Source organism: Affinundibacterium macrobrachii (assembly GCF_014652415.1).
Lineage (GTDB): Bacteria > Pseudomonadota > Gammaproteobacteria > Burkholderiales > Burkholderiaceae_D > Undibacterium > Undibacterium macrobrachii.
On record NZ_BMYT01000003.1, the window covers coordinates 644,637 to 663,075 of the forward strand.

Annotated in this window: 14 protein-coding genes; 6 read left to right on the plus strand and 8 right to left on the minus strand. The window is 45.1% G+C overall.

Annotation, left to right across the window (positions count from 1 at the left end):
* Positions 1-41 precede the first annotated feature (41 nt).
* Positions 42-1,172, minus strand: a complete 1,131-nt coding sequence (locus IE103_RS11670) for an ornithine cyclodeaminase (protein WP_189346271.1) — start codon at positions 1,170-1,172, stop codon at positions 42-44.
* 261 nt (positions 1,173-1,433) lie between these two features.
* On the opposite strand from IE103_RS11670, the gene IE103_RS11675 reads away from it, so the two are divergent.
* Positions 1,434-1,868 (plus strand): Lrp/AsnC family transcriptional regulator, encoded by a 435-nt coding sequence (locus IE103_RS11675; protein WP_189346371.1) that lies wholly within the window; start codon positions 1,434-1,436, stop codon positions 1,866-1,868.
* 197 nt (positions 1,869-2,065) lie between these two features.
* Complete coding sequence (locus IE103_RS11680) at positions 2,066-2,485, plus strand: hypothetical protein (RefSeq protein WP_189346272.1); 420 nt, start codon at positions 2,066-2,068, stop codon at positions 2,483-2,485.
* 90 nt (positions 2,486-2,575) lie between these two features.
* On the opposite strand, the gene IE103_RS11685 is transcribed toward IE103_RS11680, so the two are convergent.
* Complete coding sequence (locus tag IE103_RS11685) at positions 2,576-2,734, minus strand: hypothetical protein (protein ID WP_189346273.1); 159 nt, start codon at positions 2,732-2,734, stop codon at positions 2,576-2,578.
* A 53-nt stretch (positions 2,735-2,787) separates the two neighbouring features.
* On the opposite strand from IE103_RS11685, the gene IE103_RS11690 reads away from it, so the two are divergent.
* A complete protein-coding gene (locus tag IE103_RS11690; RefSeq protein WP_229827235.1) occupies positions 2,788-4,440 on the plus strand; it encodes a choice-of-anchor I family protein in 1,653 nt (550 codons plus the stop codon).
* A 142-nt stretch (positions 4,441-4,582) separates the two neighbouring features.
* Here IE103_RS11690 and IE103_RS11695 read toward each other — a convergent pair whose 3' ends face one another.
* The 3 genes from IE103_RS11695 to IE103_RS11705 all read right to left on the minus strand — a co-directional run bounded on the left by IE103_RS11695 (position 4,583) and on the right by IE103_RS11705 (position 7,109).
* Positions 4,583-5,389 carry an EAL domain-containing protein gene (locus IE103_RS11695; protein ID WP_189346274.1) on the minus strand — a complete coding sequence of 269 codons (807 nt, stop codon included), beginning with the start codon at positions 5,387-5,389 and terminating at the stop codon, positions 4,583-4,585.
* Between the two features lie 178 nt (positions 5,390-5,567).
* Positions 5,568-6,296 carry a LytR/AlgR family response regulator transcription factor gene (locus IE103_RS11700; protein ID WP_189346275.1) on the minus strand — a complete coding sequence of 243 codons (729 nt, stop codon included), beginning with the start codon at positions 6,294-6,296 and terminating at the stop codon, positions 5,568-5,570.
* 33 nt (positions 6,297-6,329) lie between these two features.
* On the minus strand, positions 6,330-7,109 hold the full coding sequence (locus IE103_RS11705; protein ID WP_189346276.1) for a sensor histidine kinase: 780 nt from the start codon (positions 7,107-7,109) through the stop codon (positions 6,330-6,332).
* A gap of 133 nt (positions 7,110-7,242) precedes the next feature.
* Between IE103_RS11705 and IE103_RS11710 the strand changes: the two genes are divergently transcribed.
* Together IE103_RS11710 and IE103_RS11715 are read left to right on the plus strand one after the other, a co-directional pair.
* Positions 7,243-8,133: an ABC transporter ATP-binding protein gene (locus tag IE103_RS11710; RefSeq protein WP_189346277.1), complete on the plus strand. Its 891-nt coding sequence runs from the start codon at positions 7,243-7,245 to the stop codon at positions 8,131-8,133.
* On the plus strand, positions 8,123-11,710 hold the full coding sequence (locus IE103_RS11715; RefSeq protein ID WP_189346278.1) for a M1 family aminopeptidase: 3,588 nt from the start codon (positions 8,123-8,125) through the stop codon (positions 11,708-11,710). The genes IE103_RS11710 and IE103_RS11715 overlap by 11 nt, the downstream gene beginning before the upstream one ends.
* Positions 11,711-12,011: 301 nt before the next feature.
* On the opposite strand, the gene IE103_RS11720 is transcribed toward IE103_RS11715, so the two are convergent.
* From IE103_RS11720 to IE103_RS11730, 3 genes are all read right to left on the minus strand, one after another.
* Positions 12,012-12,719 carry a hypothetical protein gene (locus IE103_RS11720; protein ID WP_189346279.1) on the minus strand — a complete coding sequence of 236 codons (708 nt, stop codon included), beginning with the start codon at positions 12,717-12,719 and terminating at the stop codon, positions 12,012-12,014.
* Between the two features lie 354 nt (positions 12,720-13,073).
* Positions 13,074-13,577 (minus strand): single-stranded DNA-binding protein, encoded by a 504-nt coding sequence (gene ssb / locus IE103_RS11725; RefSeq protein ID WP_189346280.1) that lies wholly within the window; start codon positions 13,575-13,577, stop codon positions 13,074-13,076.
* Between the two features lie 237 nt (positions 13,578-13,814).
* On the minus strand, positions 13,815-15,062 hold the full coding sequence (locus IE103_RS11730) for an MFS transporter (RefSeq protein WP_229827236.1): 1,248 nt from the start codon (positions 15,060-15,062) through the stop codon (positions 13,815-13,817).
* 397 nt (positions 15,063-15,459) lie between these two features.
* On the opposite strand from IE103_RS11730, the gene uvrA reads away from it, so the two are divergent.
* On the plus strand, positions 15,460-18,327 hold the full coding sequence (gene uvrA / locus IE103_RS11735) for an excinuclease ABC subunit UvrA (protein WP_189346374.1): 2,868 nt from the start codon (positions 15,460-15,462) through the stop codon (positions 18,325-18,327).
* Positions 18,328-18,439: the final 112 nt, after the last annotated feature.

Sequence of the window (18,439 nt, forward strand, 5' to 3'; positions counted from 1 at the left end):
TTGCTTTTTTGAAGTAACTAAATCACTTCTTCTTATGGCACTTATGACACAAATGCCGGGCTTGTACGTTTGACAGGATTGCTTGTTTGAGCAGTATTGGCATGATCACCAATAAAACCGAACAAGTTCTTAGGATTTTCCATCGCTGGAATCAAGGACAAGGTTTCACTCATGCCCATCTCAACGGCGACATCGCGCATAAAACGCAATGCCGAGTAGTCTTCTAATGCAAAACCAACGGAGTCAAAAATAGTCACTTGATCCGCACTGCTACGCCCCACAACTTTGCCCGACAATACTGTCCACAATTCAGTGACGGGAAAATCTGCAGGCATTTGCTGCATATCGCCCTCGATACGCGATTGCGGCTCAAATTCGCAGAAAACTGGTCCCATGCGCAATACATCTGCGTGCAATTCTGTCTTACCTGGGCAATCGCCGCCAACACCATTGATATGCATACCCGGCTCAACCATATCGGGTGTGATGATCGTCGCATTGGTTTTATCTGCGGTCACCGTGGTAATAATATCCACGCCTTTCACTGCCTCTTTGGTGCTAGCAAAACGTTTGGTTTGCAAACCCATTTTGCGCAAATTCGCTTCTAATTTATCCGTGGCGGCAGTATCAATATCAAACAAATGGAACATTTCGACGCCAAGCAAATGGTGGAAAGCTAATGCTTGGAAATCGCTTTGTGCACCATTGCCAATGATCGCCATCGTTTTGCAATTGTCACGCGCTAATGCGCGTGCTGCTACTGCAGACATCGCAGCAGTGCGGATTGCGGTTGTCAAAGTCAATTCGCTAACCAATTCAGGCACACCTGTTTCGACATCCGCCAAAACACCAAATGCCATCACGGTTGGTAAATTAAAACGGTAATTACTTGGGTGACCATTCACATATTTAAATGCATACGATTTGTCGTCAGCGATTGGCATTAATTCGATAACACCCACATCTGAATGGTTCGCGACACGCGCACATTTGTCGAAAGAATTCCAACGCAAAAAATCTTGGTTGATGTAAGAGGCTACGCCAGTAATACAAGCGCCAATGCCGCGCTTTTGAATAATTTCTGCGACGCGCTCAGCGCTTAAATATTGCGTCACGGCGCGACGTGGTGTAATGACTTGTTGGGATTGTGTAGTGTGGTTTGGGTTACTCATATCGGTCTCCGTTTATTTGGTTTACTAATGAGAACTTGCGTAAAATTTCTACAACCAGCTGAGAGAAAACTAAGCACTTCACCATTAAAAATATGAACAACTAATTTCGGTGAATCTCGCTGCAACAACTTTGCGTAAGTTCTTAAAAAATTTTGATAGAAGCATCTTACGGGATGTCGATGTTAAACAGAATCAGCAGAAATGTACCAAATTCATCAAATTTCTGCCAAAATGACAGCATTATTTGACGAAATACACAAAATGGACGCACTAGATCAACAACTCATCAGCTTGTTACGCACCGATGCGCGGATGAGCATCGCCACCCTCGCACACAAGCTCAAAGTATCACGCGGTACGATTACAAATCGCATCACCAAACTCGAAGACGATGGCATCATCGTCGGCTATACGGTACGTCTTCGTCCCGATGCCCAACAAAACGAAATTCATGCATGGATCAGCATCGCCGTCGAAGGGAATGAGACCCGCGCGGTTATTGCTTCCTTATTAGGCGAACCGGGCATAGAAGAAATTCACGACACAAATGGTCGCTGGGATTTATTAGCCAGTCTACGCGCAGCTAATTTGTCTGAACTTTCATCCGTACTAGAAAGAATACGTTTGATTAAAGCGATACAAAATACCGAGACCAGTATTCATTTGCAGACTTATCGTACTTCTAGCAAGACATAAAATAAGTTCATCACAAACTATCTATCCAAACAAATTCAGCACTTCAAATCTTGTAAAAGATAATCACAAAAATCCCTAGCTTATTAAACAAGCGTAGCACTTAGGCACAATTTCTGCTTTAACCCAAACTGAAATAATGCAATTGAACTCAACACACGAGTTTCCATGCATAAGAAAAATAAACTTAGGGATGAACGATGAACTTCTTCAAAAGACTTTTAGGCATCGATAAGAGTGCCGATAAAAAATCTTCACTCAAGCAAACGCCAGAAATCAAAGCCGCACAAGAACGTATCAAAGCACGACAAGAAAAAGAAGCGAAATTAGCAAGCGAAAAACAAAAACAAGAACGCGTGCTTAAAACGCAAAGTGCATCGGCTCGCGCTTCGCATCATCAATCCGTATCAGCACAAGAAGAATTGCGCCGCTTAGAAAGAAGAGCGCAACAACATCATCAGGACAAACTACAAGCCGATAGCGGCATAATGGCAAATAGCAAAATGGACTTATGGATGAACAGCATCGCACCAGAAGATCCACCTGATACCATCGCACCACACCTACGCATCCCCGATACCGTCTTTAATGTAGAGACGAATAAATTCGAAAAATCCTGATTACATGTAAATTAGCGCAATGTTTTACAGGTGATCAGCGCTTGAATGATTTCGACCGTGAGCGTTCCATCTAGCTATTTTGCAAGTCAACTAAGCATGCAGCAAAACAACACGATCACCAATCGTCGTACGTGTCACATCCTCGTCATCAAAACTTGAAACAATCAGCAGCAATTTAGGTTCGGCAATGACGCGCCTATCGAAGGTACTTTTTACGTACTTTTTTGCGTGCTGATTTGAAGTACTCATTTGAAGTACTTATGTGCATTTTCATTTCATTTTTTAATTTACGAAGGATCTTCATGTTGAAATCTGGCCGACGCCATTTAATGGCATCTCTCATCATTCCTATCTCTATCTTAAGCGGCTGTGGCGGCAGTAACGATGAGGTCAAAGAGACCACCACTCCGGTTGCACCAACGCCAGTCAGCATGACATTAGAGAAAATCGGCAGCTATGATGGTGTCGCACTTGGTGCTGCGGAGATCACTGCGTTTGATCCTGCCAGCAAGCGACTCTTTGTGGTGAATGGTGCTAATGGTTCTGTTGATGTGCTCGACTTAACTAACCCAACTACGCCGAAATTAATTAGCACCATCAATGTCAGCAGCCTTGGCGGTGGTGTCAACAGTGTGGCGGTTCATGATGGCTTAGTCGCACTCGCAATCGAAGCAAAACAAAAAACTTCACCTGGCGTAGTCGCCTTTTACAACGCAGCTGATTTGAAACTGCTGCACTCCGTCACAGTCGGCGCTCTACCCGATATGCTGACTTTCACCTCCGATGGAAAAAGCTTATTGGTCGCCAATGAAGGCGAACCAAATAGCTATGGCTTAGCCGACTCGGTCGATCCAGAAGGCTCAATCAGCGTGATCACAGTCAATCGCAGCGGAACTTCAACTGTTAGCACAGCGGACTTCAAAGCCTATATTGGTAAAGAAGCCGAGCTACGCAGCAGTGGCGTACGCATCTACGGTCCTGGCGCGAATGCAGCGCAAGATATAGAACCTGAATACATCGCCATCAGTGCGGATAACAAAACGGCTTATGTGACTCTGCAAGAAAACAATGCGATTGCGATCGTCGATATTGCAACGGCAAAAGTCACCGCAATCAAGCCATTGGGATTTAAAAATCATAATGTCGCTGGCGCTGGTTTAGATGCAAGTGATGAAGATGGCGGTACCAACACCAATAGCGGAACGCCTGCAATTAAAATTGTTCCGCAGCCAGTAAAAGGCATGTATTTACCTGACGCGATTGCGCGCTACACCATCAATGGAAGCACTTATTTGATTACCGCGAATGAAGGTGATGCCCGCGCCGATTGGCCTGGATTTAATGAAGAAACGCGCGTAGCCACGCATTGCAAACTGGGTTTAGATCCAGCAATATTCGGCAGCGATGCAGCTAACTGGTTATTTGATTCCAATCTCGGACGCTTGCGTATCACCACGACACCAAATGGTGGCAGCGCAGGTAAAAATGCAGCGGGACTCTGTACTGATTTATATGCCTTTGGCGCACGTTCATTCTCGATCTGGTCTAGCGACATCGTACGTGTTTACGATTCTGGCGATGAACTGGAGCAACGTACCAAAGCGCTCAACAATGTTGCGTTCAATGCCAGCCATGACAACAATACACTTGATGGACGCAGCGCCAGCAAAGGCCCTGAACCTGAAGGCGTGGTAGTCGGTACTTTTGGTAACAAGACTTATGCCTTTATCGGTATGGAACGTGTTGGCGGTGTGATCGTGTATGACGTCAGCAATCCAAACGCACCTAGTTATGTAACTTACCTCAATACCCGCAATGCACTAACAGGTGATCGCGGTCCAGAAGGTTTAACTTTGATCGCCGCAGACAAGTCACCGAATAGCAAACCCTTGCTCATTGTTGGCAATGAAGTCAGTGGTACGACTGCGGTCTATCAACTGAATTTGACTTACTAACTCTGCGACTATCTTGGGACTAATTAAGAGCGCAAAGAGTATAAAAAGATAGTTATTGTGGATATAGAATCAGCGCAGATTGAAGCAAGAAATTCAAGCGACAATCTACGCTGATTCGCACAATACTAGACCGACAACAAGCTTAATCCCAAGCAGTCGCGGGTATCTCTCCCAAGCCTTTAAAAACAGGCTGACTAAACCAGTAGCCCTGCATCAACTTGATGCCAATCGAAAACAGAAAATCACGCTCGGCGCGTGTTTCTATCCCTTCGGCCAAAATCTGAATGTTCAATTCTCGGCAGATCGTGGCGATCCCTCTTACAATCGCTTGACGCGCTTTATCGGTATCAATACCACGCACCAAATCCATATCAATCTTAATGATGTCGGGCTGATATTCAGACAGTAAATTCAAACCCGCATAACCCGCACCAAAATCGTCGATCGCGGTTCTAAAACCGAAATTGCGATACTGTCTAAAGATATTCACCAAATGTGGTCGATCTTGAACGCGCTCGCCTTCGGTTACTTCAAAGATGATTTTCTCAATCGGGAAGTTATGTTCACGCGCAGCCTCGAAAGTGGTTCGAATACACACTTCTGGTTTGTATACAGCATTAGGTAAGAAATTGATCGACAAAAATTCTTGCATACCCAAGCGCGCCGCCCCCTGCACAGCTTTTACTCGACACAATTGATCAAAACGATAGCGATTACGATCATTCACTTGCGCTAAAACACTCGCTGCAGATTCCCCGTTTGGACCACGTACCAAAGCTTCGTGCGCAAAAATAGTTCGCGATGCAAAATCGACGATAGGCTGGTAGGCAAATTCAATCTCAATCTCAAACGGACTGTCGCTTCGGCAACCACCACAAGCATCACTTGCAGCTAGCGATTCGGCATCATTAGCGCCTTGTAAAAATACGGGGATAGTTGGATTGGTCATATCGATCTAGATGCGCGCTACCTCATACATAGGTTCAACCAACTATATGTCAATGCGGAGACTCAAATCAAGAGGAATTTTGGTTTGAGTAAGGTACAGAAATGACATTATTGGTGAAGTCGTTTAAACATAAGGATTTAAGAAAAATATGCTGTGTCACAAAATACCAACAACCAACTCAATTAGCATTTTTATCTAATTTTAAAATTCGAGAAACATGTTCTTTGTATACACGACCAACCGGAATGAGCGTGCTACCTAGTTCAATTTCATTTGCACTGATTAAGCTAATCGCATGATGAGCGATGATATAAGAACGATGTACGCGACTAAATTTATCCTTCGGCAAAATCTTTTCAAAATCCGAAATTTTCATCTGACTGAGGATATGGCCATCGGCATGATAGACCGAGGTGAAGTTGCCATTCGCTTTAATATAAATAAGCGCATCGAGTGCGACCTGATGCTGCTTTTTGTCGTCCTTGATGAAAATATGTTTTGCCATAGACGAAGTGCTACCAGACTGCGCTTGCAGCAGCACTGCTTGTTTGGCGATATCTTTTTCTACCTTTTCAATCGCATGGGAAAAACGCTGTAAATTAAATGGCTTCAACAGATAATCGGTGATCGCATATTCATAGCTTTCTAAAGCGTAATCCTTATGTGCAGAAATAACGATGACGTGTGGCGGGTCGACCAGATTTTGTAAAAATTCAAAACCACTTTGCGCAGGCATTTGAACATCCAAGAAAATCAAATCCACTTTTTGCGTATCTAGCAAAACCTGCGCATCCGCAGCACGAAATGCGCTACCGACAAAGTGCAAGCTTCCCAATGTATCGGCAAATTGCCGAATCAATGTATGCACAATAGGTTCATCATCGATAATCAGATAATTTAAAGCCATAGTCGTTCTTTTGTAGTCCTTATTTTAGAATTGCTAACTTAAGTCGATATTCACTTCGGCTCGATAACGGTCACCGCTAAGCTCGGTACGATACTGATGCTTATTCGGGAACAACAAAGCGAGTCGTCGCTTTATGTTCTCAGTCCCTAAGCCACCTTGCCCACGTTGTCGTTTATTTTTCTCTAGCACCTGCGCATCAAAATTATTTTCTATCGTAAATGCAATCGACTTCGCATTCGTGCGTAAGCTAAATTCAATGAAGGGATCGAGGCTCAAGGTCTCTACACCGTGCTTAAACGCATTCTCCAATAAATTGATAAACAATAAGGGCGGTATGCGTTGCTCAGGGTTTTCTATCTGTTGATCAAAACGAATCGCAATTCTATGCTGCTGACGAATTTGATTGAGTTCGACAAAATTTTCGAGATAGGCGATTTCTTCCTTCACACTCACGCTATCTTTGCGTCCATCATAAATCGTAAAGCGCATCATTTGCGCCAACTTATGTATGACTTCTGGTGCAAGATCCGATTTGGCAATCGCCAAGCCATACAAGTTATTCAATGTATTGAAAAAGAAATGCGGATTAATTTGACTCTTCAATAAATTCAATTCAGCCTTCAGGGTTTCTTGCTGTAAATGATCGATGACTTGCGCTTGCTTGTATTTATCGACGATCAAATAAACGATAGGAATCATCAATGATAGCGTCACAAACACCATCAATAAATCGGCATTATTGAGACGATAGATGGCATACAAAAGAGCGGCATAAATGCCACTCGCAATACTAATTTTGATGAGCGTTTTCAAGGATCTACAGTGGTGAATTGGTTGTTCGACATGGTTTAAGCGTCGTTCGTCATTAGCTTATTTATTTTTATTTTACTAGCAGTATGATGAAATCGATCAATACTTTTTGTGCTACCAGCCGGAATTTCTAATTATGCTCACACTACGTAATCTCTCAAAAACCTATGACAATGGCGTGCAAGCCTTGAAGGCGATCTCGCTTGATATCGAACCGGGTTTATTTGGATTGTTAGGCCCGAATGGCGCTGGCAAATCCACCTTAATGCGTACCATCGCAACGCTACAACAAGCCAGTCATGGGCAAATCAGCTTTGACAATAAAGACGTGATTCAGAACCCGAATGTCTTACGTAGTTGCCTCGGCTATTTACCGCAAGAATTCGGGGTTTATCCCAAAGTATCTTGCTATGACTTGCTCGATCACATCGCACTACTCAAAGGCGTGGTTGACCATAAAGCACGCAAGGCGCAAATCGAACAATTGCTACACCAAACGAATTTGTACGACGTTAGAAAGAAAGATGTGAGTTCTTATTCTGGCGGCATGCGTCAACGTTTTGGTATTGCGCAAGCGCTACTTGGCTCGCCACGATTGATCATCGTAGATGAACCCACCGCCGGACTCGATCCGCAAGAGCGTAATCGCTTTCATAATTTATTATGCGAGATCAGCGAGAACGTGATCGTCATTCTGTCTACCCACATCGTTGAAGACGTAAGTCAACTTTGTCCTAACATGGCGATTTTGATCAATGGAGAAGTAAGGCTGCAAGGCAAACCCGCCCATTTGATACAAGAAATTGATGGCACGATCTGGAGCAAGCTGCTGCCGCGCAATCAAACTGAACAATACAGAGATAAATACAATGTTATCTCAGAGAGATTAGTCGTCGGTCAAACACAGATACTCGTGCAAAGCGAATTCCAGCCAGAAATTGGTTTCGAACTGGTGTCCGCCAACCTTGAAGATGTGTATTTTGCGACCTTGAAAAAATTTGAGCAAGGAGCACAACATGTTCGGTAATATGTTCGGTAACTTGCTCAAGTTTGAATTCAAAATCTATCTCAAACAAGCTGGACTATGGTTAGGTGTCTTGCTGTTTTCTGCACTAGCTGCACTCATCACGACCCAACGCAGCTTTGCCAATTCTTCGTACGCGATTACGCAAACCTTGCTCTTCATCTCCCCGAATATTATTTTTTTGGTGTGCGTATTAGCGACGCCGGTATTGCTAAGAGATAGCCAGCATAAATTCGAATCCTTCATTTACACCACGCCACTCGACAAATTTGTTTATCTGGTCAGTCGTTACTTAGGCTTAATGTTAGCGAGCTTATTGGTGATGATAATCATGATGTTGGCAATGATGACGACCGCCCTATTTCTTGATCCGAAACAGGCAGGTAATTTCAATCCGTTTTACTACTTGTCTAGTTTCGCGATTTTCATCGTGCCGAATGTCTTGCTCTGTGTTTCCATTATATTTTCGACTGCGATATTTACTAAAAATACCTTAGCCATGTATGTCGCAGCAATCGTGGTTTATGTGTTGTATATCATCGGTTCAGTTTTAGGGAACTCACCTATCCTCGCCAATTCTTCTCCGCTTACCGCAGGCAACTACGGCTTCTCTGCTTTACTTGAGCCTTACGGACTAATCGCATTTTTTGAGCAGTCCGCCTATTGGACAAGCACGCAAAGAAATCAACTAGAACCAACGTTGGCAGGTAGCCTGTTGAGCAATCGTCTACTGTGGCTTGCCGTCAGTGCAGCGATGTTTGCTTACACTTATCAAAAGTTTTCTTTCAAATTATTCGAAGAAAATTCAAAGAAAAAGCAGGCTACAGAAACAACGATTGCAGAACCGATTCAGTCATACAAAGCGGTGAATCCACGCCACAACTTGGAAGATTTTCATATCGATATTTGGTTTTCTAAACTCAAACTGGAATACTTGAGTCTGGCGAAAAGTCGCGTGTTCTTGGTGTTGGCACTCATCACCATCGTCTTCACTGCGGTGCATCTGCTGAGCGAAATCTTGACCGGGCCTATCAATGGTGGGCGGCCTTACTATGCGACTACGGGAATGATTTTAGAATCACTAATTGAACCCTTAGTCATCTTTGGACAATTGATCGCGATTGTGTACGCGGTTGAACTCTATTGGAATGATAGAGCCGTGAATTTTCACGCTATCATCGATGCTAGCCCGACTAATAATCTCACTTTTTATCTAGCGAAACTCTGTAATGTGGTGGCTATTTTGTTTAGCTTCATCACACTCAGCGTGTTGACCGCGATTGCGTTCCAACTGATTCTCGGTCTACAGCGTGGCATGCATGAAATTAATCTTTCGCAGTATGTTCTGCTGTATTACTACGCGGGCATTCCCATTTTGTTGGTGGCTTTGTTTTGCCTATTTTTGCAGGGATTTGCAAAGAACAAAGCGATCGGTTTGCTATTGGGCATGGGCGTATTTTGTTTAAACATCATCTGGAAAACCTTCAGCATCAAACATCCTTTGTTGGTATTCGCGTATGTTCCCAAATTCTATTACTCAGAAATGGCGGATACGATTTATCACCATGAAGCCTTTCATTGGATTAGCGCCTATTGGCTATCGCTAGGCGGCTTATTCGCGCTGCTTTCTGTACTTTATTGGCGCCGTGGCGACTACAGTATTTTCAGCAATATGATAAGCAATGGTGGAAGCCGTAAGTGGACCTCGACAAGTCGCGTCTTATTGTTATGCGTCCTCATCAGCTTTATCGGCACGGGTAGCTATGTGTTCTATCAAACCAATGTTTTCAATAGCTATATGAGCGCCAAAGAGAAGTTGGCTTGGATGGCGCATTACGAAAAGAGCTACGAACAATACAAGAACATGCCGCAACCAAGTATAGAAAGTGTCAAGGTTGAATTGCATATTCAACCCGAGCAACGTTCCTATCAAGCTACAGGCCAGTTACAAATTCGCAATCAAACATCAAAGACCATTCATAAGATTATGGTGAATGTGTTGAGGCAAGCTCACCTTCAACACAGTGTCAAATTGCAAGGTGCAAAACAAGCGTCTTATGATGCGGCTTATCAAACTTATTGGTTCGTCTTAGACCACCCCATGCAGGCGCAGGAGAGTAGACAACTCACATTTACTTTGGATGTCACGCATAATGCATTTACCAAATTAGATGGCGAACATTGGGTCACTCAAGGAGGTAGCTATATCGAGCTAGAGGACGTGTTGCCGCAATTTGGCTTTGATCAACGCTATATGATTAGTGATGAACAAGAACGACTCAAACATGGCTTGGCAGCGGTCGAGTTGGCGGCACCGACGGCGCAAGATCAACTGAGCAAAGACGATAATGTGACCTATGAAGCGACGCTATCAATGCCCATCGCAAGCCAACAAACCGTCGTCACGGTTGGTCAGTTACAAAGAGAATGGCAAGATGAAGGACGCCGCTATTTTCACTACAAGAGTCATCAAAAAGTAGGATTGCAATTAGCCATCGTTGCAGCCGACTTTCACACCACAAAAGCACAACACAAGGATGTGAACATCCAACTATATCGCAGCCCTAAGCACGATAAAGATGATGCCTTAATGCTAGAAGCTTTGACGCAAACCATGGATTATTTTGCGACGCATATACAGCCGTATACCGACAAAGAATATAGCGTAGTCGAACTCCCTTACTTCGCCAAAGCGCAATCATTCGGTAGCGCGCAGCCGGGTATGTATTTGGGTGTAGAAAATCGTTTCTTCAATTTAGATAATCGCGGCATAAAAAGTAATCCATTATTGAATGGTGTTTCACATGAGTTTGCACACCACTTTTTCGGATTTGCCGTTGATCCAAATTACGTTGGCGGCTACCCCATGTTGACCGAAGTATTATGCAAATACATAGAACTCGTCATGAGCAAGAAATACCAAGGCGAAGCAAGTAATTTAGAAGCGATACATCAAGCAATAGATCGATATTTACGCCAACGTCCGTATAGCCAAAACACCGAACGACCATTGTTCAGCGTAGGCATGGAACCGCATATCTATTACAACAAAGGGCAACATAGTATGTACGCGCTGATGCATTTAATTGGCGAAGACAAAATCAATCTGGCCTTACGCAATTTACTCCAGAATTTTGCTTATCCACGCAAGCCAACTTCCTTAGACTTACTCAATCTGTTTTACCAACAAGCAGACGCGGCACAAGTCAAGATCATCGACGATCTATTCAAGCGCATCGTGTTCCATGATTTCACCGTACACGATGCCAAAACAGTACAACTAGCGAACGGCGAATTTGAAACCACAGTCGATTTAAGTGCGCTGAAATATGTGCTCAATGAAACGACGGGGGCAGAAGAGCAAGAGACCATCAACGACGACATAGAAATCGCCTTGTTCGCAGAATTTCCAATCAAGAAAGAGAGCGATCAAATTCTGTTGAATAAGCAGTCACTCAAGCAGGCGCGCAATACTATCCAACTGCGCAGTAAAGTTCGTCCGCAGTATGTGCAGATCGATCCACGACGTTTGCGGATTGATCGGACGCCTAGTGATAATTTGTTGAAGATTGGGGATTGAGGGTTGATGAGGTTTTGGTAGCGTCAGACGAGGGTTAGCTCAGTGACACGGTTGGTGCAATTGGGCTTAACTCGTTTGAATTTGTGATATTTCCCCGCAAGGAATTTTTGATGAATCCGAGCAAGTTGTAGACATTACGTCTCTCTACAGTATTCGGGAGTTTTTTTGTCGTTGATGGAGCAAAAATACAGCGTTGACACCTTGGTTAACCCGCGCCGAAGGGCGGAGGGGGCCAACATTGGCCATGAAATTAGCCTATATTGGCATCGGCGTTAAACCGACGGTCAGACATTCGCGTGCCTCATTGAGTCTTAGATGAGATACCAATATTTCGCGCTCGCTTGTGAATTATTCTAGCTCCCAACAAGCCTACCTTTACGTAAACCTCTGGAACCTCGGTTTGAGAGAGTTGCTGCTCGATTTGCACTCGATAGCGTTCATAGTGACTTAGCGTGAAGTCATCAAAGCTCATAACGACGATGAAGGCTATGCCATCAGATCCCTTGCTGGTTATCTGCTTGTAGGCCATCGTCAAGTCAGCGTCGAGCTTGCGCAAAAATCCTACGCTGAGCTCATAGTAAATGGATCCGTCAAAGCCCTCCTCAGCCTCCCGGCGATTGATCTGCGCCTCTGAAATACCGATACTCTTTACTTCGCAGTATCTTGTCTCGTTACCGTGACGGTATGACAAGTCTGGCGTCGTTTTGCCGTCCTCCGGCAAGACCGAGACATGCGTATAACCCTGGCGGAGGAGGAACTGATAGGCAAAGGCTTCGTTTAGTTGGTTGAAAAATCCCTGTTTGAGTTGACCTTTCCGATGATCCCGGAAGTGCGCGACGGCTTTCTTTGACAGTCTTTCCCAAGACGCTTGATCCATACAATCGAACGCCTTGTCATAGGCTCGATAAGACGCGCGGGCCTGTTTTGATAGACGCAATGTTTCGCCCACTGACTCAAAAAATTTGTCGTATGGATAGTTTTCCTTGATCAACCGAATGAGTGCTGCCATCCGCCTCATTTGACATGCCTAACGTGATTTAATTTAACAAGTCGCAAAGATAATCGAACATAAAAGAAAAGCCAATTCGTTTTAACTCTCTGCAAACCCGAATTCCACTTAGTTGGCTCTGTTTATACCGATTACTTGCTAGATTTCGTCCACAAAACCCATCCCCACCCTAGCCCTCCCCTTGAAGGTGAGGGGATTTATCACTTGAATTACTCTTGCGGCAAACTGAAAAAGTGCAAGTTAAATCGAAGCAACTTCTTTTACGTTCCATAAAAAAACACCCCAATTCAACACAGGGTTGAATTGGGGTGTTTTAGATTTGGTACTTAATGCTTATCTATTCTAAGGTACGCTTCAGAACGGAATATCATCATCCATATCGGAGAAGTTCGGTGCAGGACGTTGCGCTGGAGCTTGACGTGGTTGCTGCACGGGCGCGCTGTATTGTTGCTGTTGACGTGGGGCTGGAGCGCCGCCGTAGCCGTCGTCATCCATCGGGGCGCCGCCACCGCCGCCCATGCCTTGGCGACTGCCTAGCATTTTCATTTCGTCGGCACGAATGTCGGTTGCGTATTTTTCTACCCCGTCTTTGTCGGTGTATTTGCGAGTACGCAAGCTACCTTCAATGTAAACCTGTGAACCTTTTTTCAGGTATTGACCTGCGATCTCGGCCAATTTGCCAAAGAAAGTCACGCGATGCCATTCGGTCGCTTCTTTCTTTTCACCGGTTTGTTTGTCTTTCCACGATTCTGTGGTTGCTACTGCAATGGTGGTCATTGCATCGCCACTTGGCATGTAGCGGGTTTCTGGATCACGTCCCAGATTGCCAATAATCAGAACTTTATTTAGTGATGCCATATTTATGTCTCCTACTCTCAATGCGATAACATATCAATCTAATTTTAGAGGTCATCGCTGTGTTACAAAGCCTCGCAATACTAGTGTATTGCTACGTTTTGATGCCTTGCGCTACCACTCTATAAGAATTGCTACCTTTATCGCTAATTTATCAACGTAACTCGCGTGTTTCAATAGATCAAAAATGCTTTCCTTTTAGGAGGACAATTTTGCTTACTACTTTTCCGACTTTGCTAACTAACCGGCAGACGCTGCGTCGTTCGCATTGGCAGAATTCGGTTTGCTGGCGCGCTTAGGCAATTCCGGCATCCGGCTTGCGATTATAAGCCAGATCAAGGATAAAACTGCAGTAAATATGAAGACGGAACTAGCGCTGATGTGCTGCTTCATCCATCCACCTACAAAACCACCACAGGCCAAGCCCAGTGCTTGCAAAGTGTTATACACGCCGAGCGCCGCGCCCTTGGCTGAAGGTGGCGCGAGACGAGAAACCAAGGAAGGCTGACTCGCTTCCAAAATATTGAAGGCCAGAAAGAAAGCGAACAACATCGCAATCAGCATCCAAGCGTGGTCAAGGAAGCTCCAAAAGCCCAATTGCACCAGCATCAGCAAAGCAATGGCAGCAATAAAAACTTGCTTCATTTTGCCGCTACGTTCTCCTCGCATAATCGCGAATAGCATCACGAAGAAAGAACCAAATACGACTGGCAAATAGACTTCCCAATGCTTGTCTAGCGGCAGATGCACGGTTTGCACTAAGGCGGATGGCACAACCACAAACATCGCTACCTGACTGAAGTGCAATACAAACACGCCTAAATTCAAACGCATGAGCTCAGAATTTTTTAGCACATCAAGCAAAGGCACTTTGGCGCTTGGTAAAGACGGTGCATCTGGTGTAATCCACATCACCACAGCGATAGCAGCAATTGCCATGATCGCGGTCATGATGAAAATGCCTGACATGCCGATACTCTGATATAACACTGGAGCAAACACCAGTGACAAAGCAAAACTAATCCCGATTGATCCACCCACCATCGCCATTGCCTTGGTGCGATGCTCTTCTCGTGTAGTGTCGGCCAACAATGCCGTAATCGCCGCAGAAATTGCGCCTGCGCCCTGCACTGCGCGTCCAATCAAAATGCCCATCACAGTATTCGACATCGCTGCAATCACCGCGCCGAGTGCAAATAAAATCAACCCAGCGATAATTACTGGCTTGCGTCCATACTTATCCGACGCCATGCCGAACAAAATCTGCAAGCAAGCTTGGGTTAAACCATATACACCCATCGCCATTCCGACTAATGCGGTGTTATCGCCATCTGGCAGAGTTTTGGCATGAATTGCGAAGATCGGCAAAATCAAAAATAAGCCGAACATGCGTAAAGCGAAGATCGATGCCAAAGATGCGCCAGCACGGATTTCGGACGCGGACATTTTGCTAGAAGCGATAGTTGATGAGAGCGAATCTGTGCTCATAGGTGTTGCACTATTCATAAGACGATTAACAGCATTGCAAAAAGCAAAATAACGAGTACGGGTCAGCCGGAACCATGATTCTGAGGACTATTTACAGCGACACTCGCGCTTATTTTTGAAAACCCGTTATAGTATCAGGTTGCTCGCTTTTCATTTCAAAATGCGGCAAGCTTGCGCGGCTTAATTGCATTTCACACATTGATTTGGCTTAAATTTCATCACAAAAAATTGATCTGGCGATGGCACGCGCAGCAAATTAAAGAAAATTTCTACTTTTTATAGCATTTTGAATCCTTATTGATCGACCATCATACGCAGGAAATGTTTCATGACCATTAGCAAAACTAAGAAGTCCCTTAAGTCCGCACCGGCAGAAATCGAATTCGATCAGGTGGACATGCCGCTCCCCAAAAAGGATGCGATCCGGGTTCGTGGTGCGCGTACGCATAATCTGAAAAACATTAATCTCGATTTGCCACGTAATAAACTGGTGGTGATCACAGGCTTATCGGGTTCTGGCAAATCCTCACTGGCTTTCGATACTTTATATGCGGAAGGCCAGCGCCGTTATGTTGAATCTTTGTCGGCTTACGCGCGCCAGTTTTTGCAATTAATGGAAAAGCCCGATGTCGATTTGATCGAAGGTTTATCACCTGCGATTTCGATTGAACAAAAAGCGACTTCACATAATCCGCGTTCGACGGTCGGCACGGTGACAGAGATTCACGACTACTTACGTTTGCTATACGCGCGCGTTGGCACACCCTATTGCCCCGATCATCCAGAAAATCCTCTTGCAGCGCAATCCGTCTCGCAAATGGTCGATGCGGTGTTAGCGATGCCAGAAGACAGCAAGCTGATGATCTTGGCGCCGGTAGTCTCAAATCGCAAAGGTGAGCACGTCGATTTATTTGAGCAAATGCAGGCACAAGGTTTTGTGCGCTTCCGTGTGCAAAGCGGCACGCATGCTGCGAAGATCTACGATGTCGATGATTTACCTAAACTCAAGAAGACCGAAAAACATACGATTGATGTGGTAGTGGATCGCGTCAAGGTCAAAGCCGAAATCAAACAGCGTTTAGCCGAATCATTTGAAACCTGCTTGCGTATCGCTGAAGGTCGTGCCTTAGTCGTTGATATGGATAGCGGACACGAGCAATTATTCTCGAATAAATTCGCTTGCCCGACTTGCGGCTATAGTTTGCAAGAACTCGAACCTCGCTTGTTCTCATTCAATAATCCTATGGGCGCTTGCCCTGAGTGTGATGGTCTTGGTCACATCGAATTCTTTGACCCTAAGCGCATCGTCGCTTTTCCGAATTTGTCCTTAGCGAGTGGCGCGGTCAAAGGCTGGGATAGACGCAATCAATTCTATTTCCAGATGTTGTCGAATCTAGCGGCCTTCTATGATTTCGATCTGGATCTGCCGTTTGAACAATTGCCAGAAGCAGCGCAACAAGTGGTCTTGTATGGATCTGGCAAACAAAGTGTTCCCTTCACTTATGTGAATGAAAAAGGGCGCACCGTCATTAAAGAACACCCATTTGAAGGCGTAGTCACCAATCTGCAAAGACGCTATCGAGAAACGGATTCGATGGCGGTTAAAGAAGAATTAGCAAAATTCATCAATGAAAAAGAATGCCCGTCATGCCATGGCGCACGTTTGCGCGTGGAAGCGCGCTATGTGAAAGTCGGCACGGGCAAACAAGAGCGCGCGATTTATGAAATCAGCGCGATGCCTTTGCGCGAAGGTATGGAGTTTTTTGGTAAGCTCAAATTAACAGGCGCCAAACGCGACATCGCCGATCGCATCATTAAAGAAATCAGTTCTCGCCTCACTTTCTTAAATAACGTCGGCCTTGATTATTTGTCGCTGGATCGCAGCGCAGATACTTTGTCGGGCGGCGAAGCGCAAAGGATTCGTCTTGCCTCACAAATTGGTTCGGGCTTAACCGGTGTGATGTATGTGTTGGATGAACCATCCATTGGCCTACATCAACGTGATAATGATCGATTGATCGGCACGCTCAAACATTTGCGCGATATCGGCAATAGTGTGCTCGTTGTAGAACACGATGAAGACGCGATTCGTTGCGCTGACTTTATTGTCGATATGGGAATTGGTGCTGGTGTGCATGGCGGTGAAGTGATCGCCCAAGGTTCACTCGACGATATCATGCAAAGCAAGCGCTCTTTAACGGCACAATATTTGTCGGGCGACTTGGCAATTGAAGTACCGAAGAAACGCACTGCATTTAATCCCGAAAAACAATTCGTAATCGCTGGTGCCACAGGCAACAACTTAAAAAAAGTCACGATGAAGTTACCCGTCGGTCTACTGACTTGTGTGACTGGCGTTTCTGGCTCCGGCAAATCTACCTTGGTCAACGATACTTTGTACTTGGCAGCATCACGTCATCTGTATGGTTCGCAAACGGAACCTGCTGCATTTGAGAGCATCAGCGGACTTGAACACTTCGACAAAGTCATCTCGGTTGACCAAGCGCCTATCGGACGTACACCACGCTCGAATCCTGCGACTTATACAGGTCTATTCACACCGATACGCGATTTGTTTGCGACCGTACCGGTTGCCAAAGAGCGCGGCTACAGTGCCGGACGATTCTCGTTCAACGTCAAAGGCGGACGCTGCGAAGCTTGCCAAGGTGATGGCGTGATCAAAGTCGAAATGCACTTCTTACCTGATGTGTATGTACCTTGCGATGTCTGTCACGGCAAACGCTACAACCGCGAAACTTTGGAAGTGCAATACAAGGGTAAAAATATCCACGAGATTTTAGAAATGACGGTAGAAGATGCGCATGAATTCTTCAAACCAGTGCCCTTAATCGCTCGTAAATTGCAAACCCTGTTGGATGTCGGTTTAGGTTATATCCGTCTCGGACAAAGTGCGACGACGCTCTCTGGGGGGGAAGCACAGCGCGTCAAATTATCACTAGAGTTATCCAAACGCGACACAGGACGCACTTTGTACATCTTGGATGAACCAACCACAGGTTTGCATTTCCACGATATCGCTCTGCTGTTAAAAGTCATTCATCGCTTACGTGATCAGGGCAATACCGTGGTCATTATTGAACACAATCTCGATGTGATTAAAACCGCGGATTGGATTGTTGATATGGGACCAGAAGGCGGTGCTGGCGGTGGACGAATTATTGCGAGTGGTACGCCAGAAGATGTCGCCGCGAATGAGCATAGCGTGACTGGGCATTATTTGTTGCCGCTGTTGAAGAAGAAGTAAAATCCCTAGCAATGTATAAGGCTCCCTCTCTCGTATGCGGGAGAGGGTTGGGGTGAGGGAAGTTCAGATAGGTCGAATGCTTGTTCAAAGCATCTATCAAAAAATCGGCATA

What these genes read in the sequence shown, in the direction of transcription:
- IE103_RS11685 (WP_189346273.1), bottom strand. Translation starts at nt 2,734, where the DNA reads ATGAGTACTTCAAATCAGCACGCAAAAAAGTACGTAAAAAGTACCTTC.
- IE103_RS11700 (WP_189346275.1), bottom strand. Translation starts at nt 6,296, where the DNA reads ATGGCTTTAAATTATCTGATTATCGATGATGAACCTATTGTGCATACA.
- IE103_RS11720 (WP_189346279.1), bottom strand. Translation starts at nt 12,719, where the DNA reads ATGGCAGCACTCATTCGGTTGATCAAGGAAAACTATCCATACGACAAA.
- IE103_RS11670 (WP_189346271.1), bottom strand. Translation starts at nt 1,172, where the DNA reads ATGAGTAACCCAAACCACACTACACAATCCCAACAAGTCATTACACCA.
- IE103_RS11730 (WP_229827236.1), bottom strand. Translation starts at nt 15,062, where the DNA reads ATGAGCACAGATTCGCTCTCATCAACTATCGCTTCTAGCAAAATGTCC.
- IE103_RS11675 (WP_189346371.1), top strand. Translation starts at nt 1,434, where the DNA reads ATGGACGCACTAGATCAACAACTCATCAGCTTGTTACGCACCGATGCG.
- IE103_RS11680 (WP_189346272.1), top strand. Translation starts at nt 2,066, where the DNA reads ATGAACTTCTTCAAAAGACTTTTAGGCATCGATAAGAGTGCCGATAAA.
- IE103_RS11690 (WP_229827235.1), top strand. Translation starts at nt 2,788, where the DNA reads ATGTTGAAATCTGGCCGACGCCATTTAATGGCATCTCTCATCATTCCT.
- ssb (WP_189346280.1), bottom strand. Translation starts at nt 13,577, where the DNA reads ATGGCATCACTAAATAAAGTTCTGATTATTGGCAATCTGGGACGTGAT.
- IE103_RS11710 (WP_189346277.1), top strand. Translation starts at nt 7,243, where the DNA reads ATGCTCACACTACGTAATCTCTCAAAAACCTATGACAATGGCGTGCAA.
- uvrA (WP_189346374.1), top strand. Translation starts at nt 15,460, where the DNA reads ATGCCGCTCCCCAAAAAGGATGCGATCCGGGTTCGTGGTGCGCGTACG.
- IE103_RS11715 (WP_189346278.1), top strand. Translation starts at nt 8,123, where the DNA reads ATGTTCGGTAATATGTTCGGTAACTTGCTCAAGTTTGAATTCAAAATC.
- IE103_RS11695 (WP_189346274.1), bottom strand. Translation starts at nt 5,389, where the DNA reads ATGACCAATCCAACTATCCCCGTATTTTTACAAGGCGCTAATGATGCC.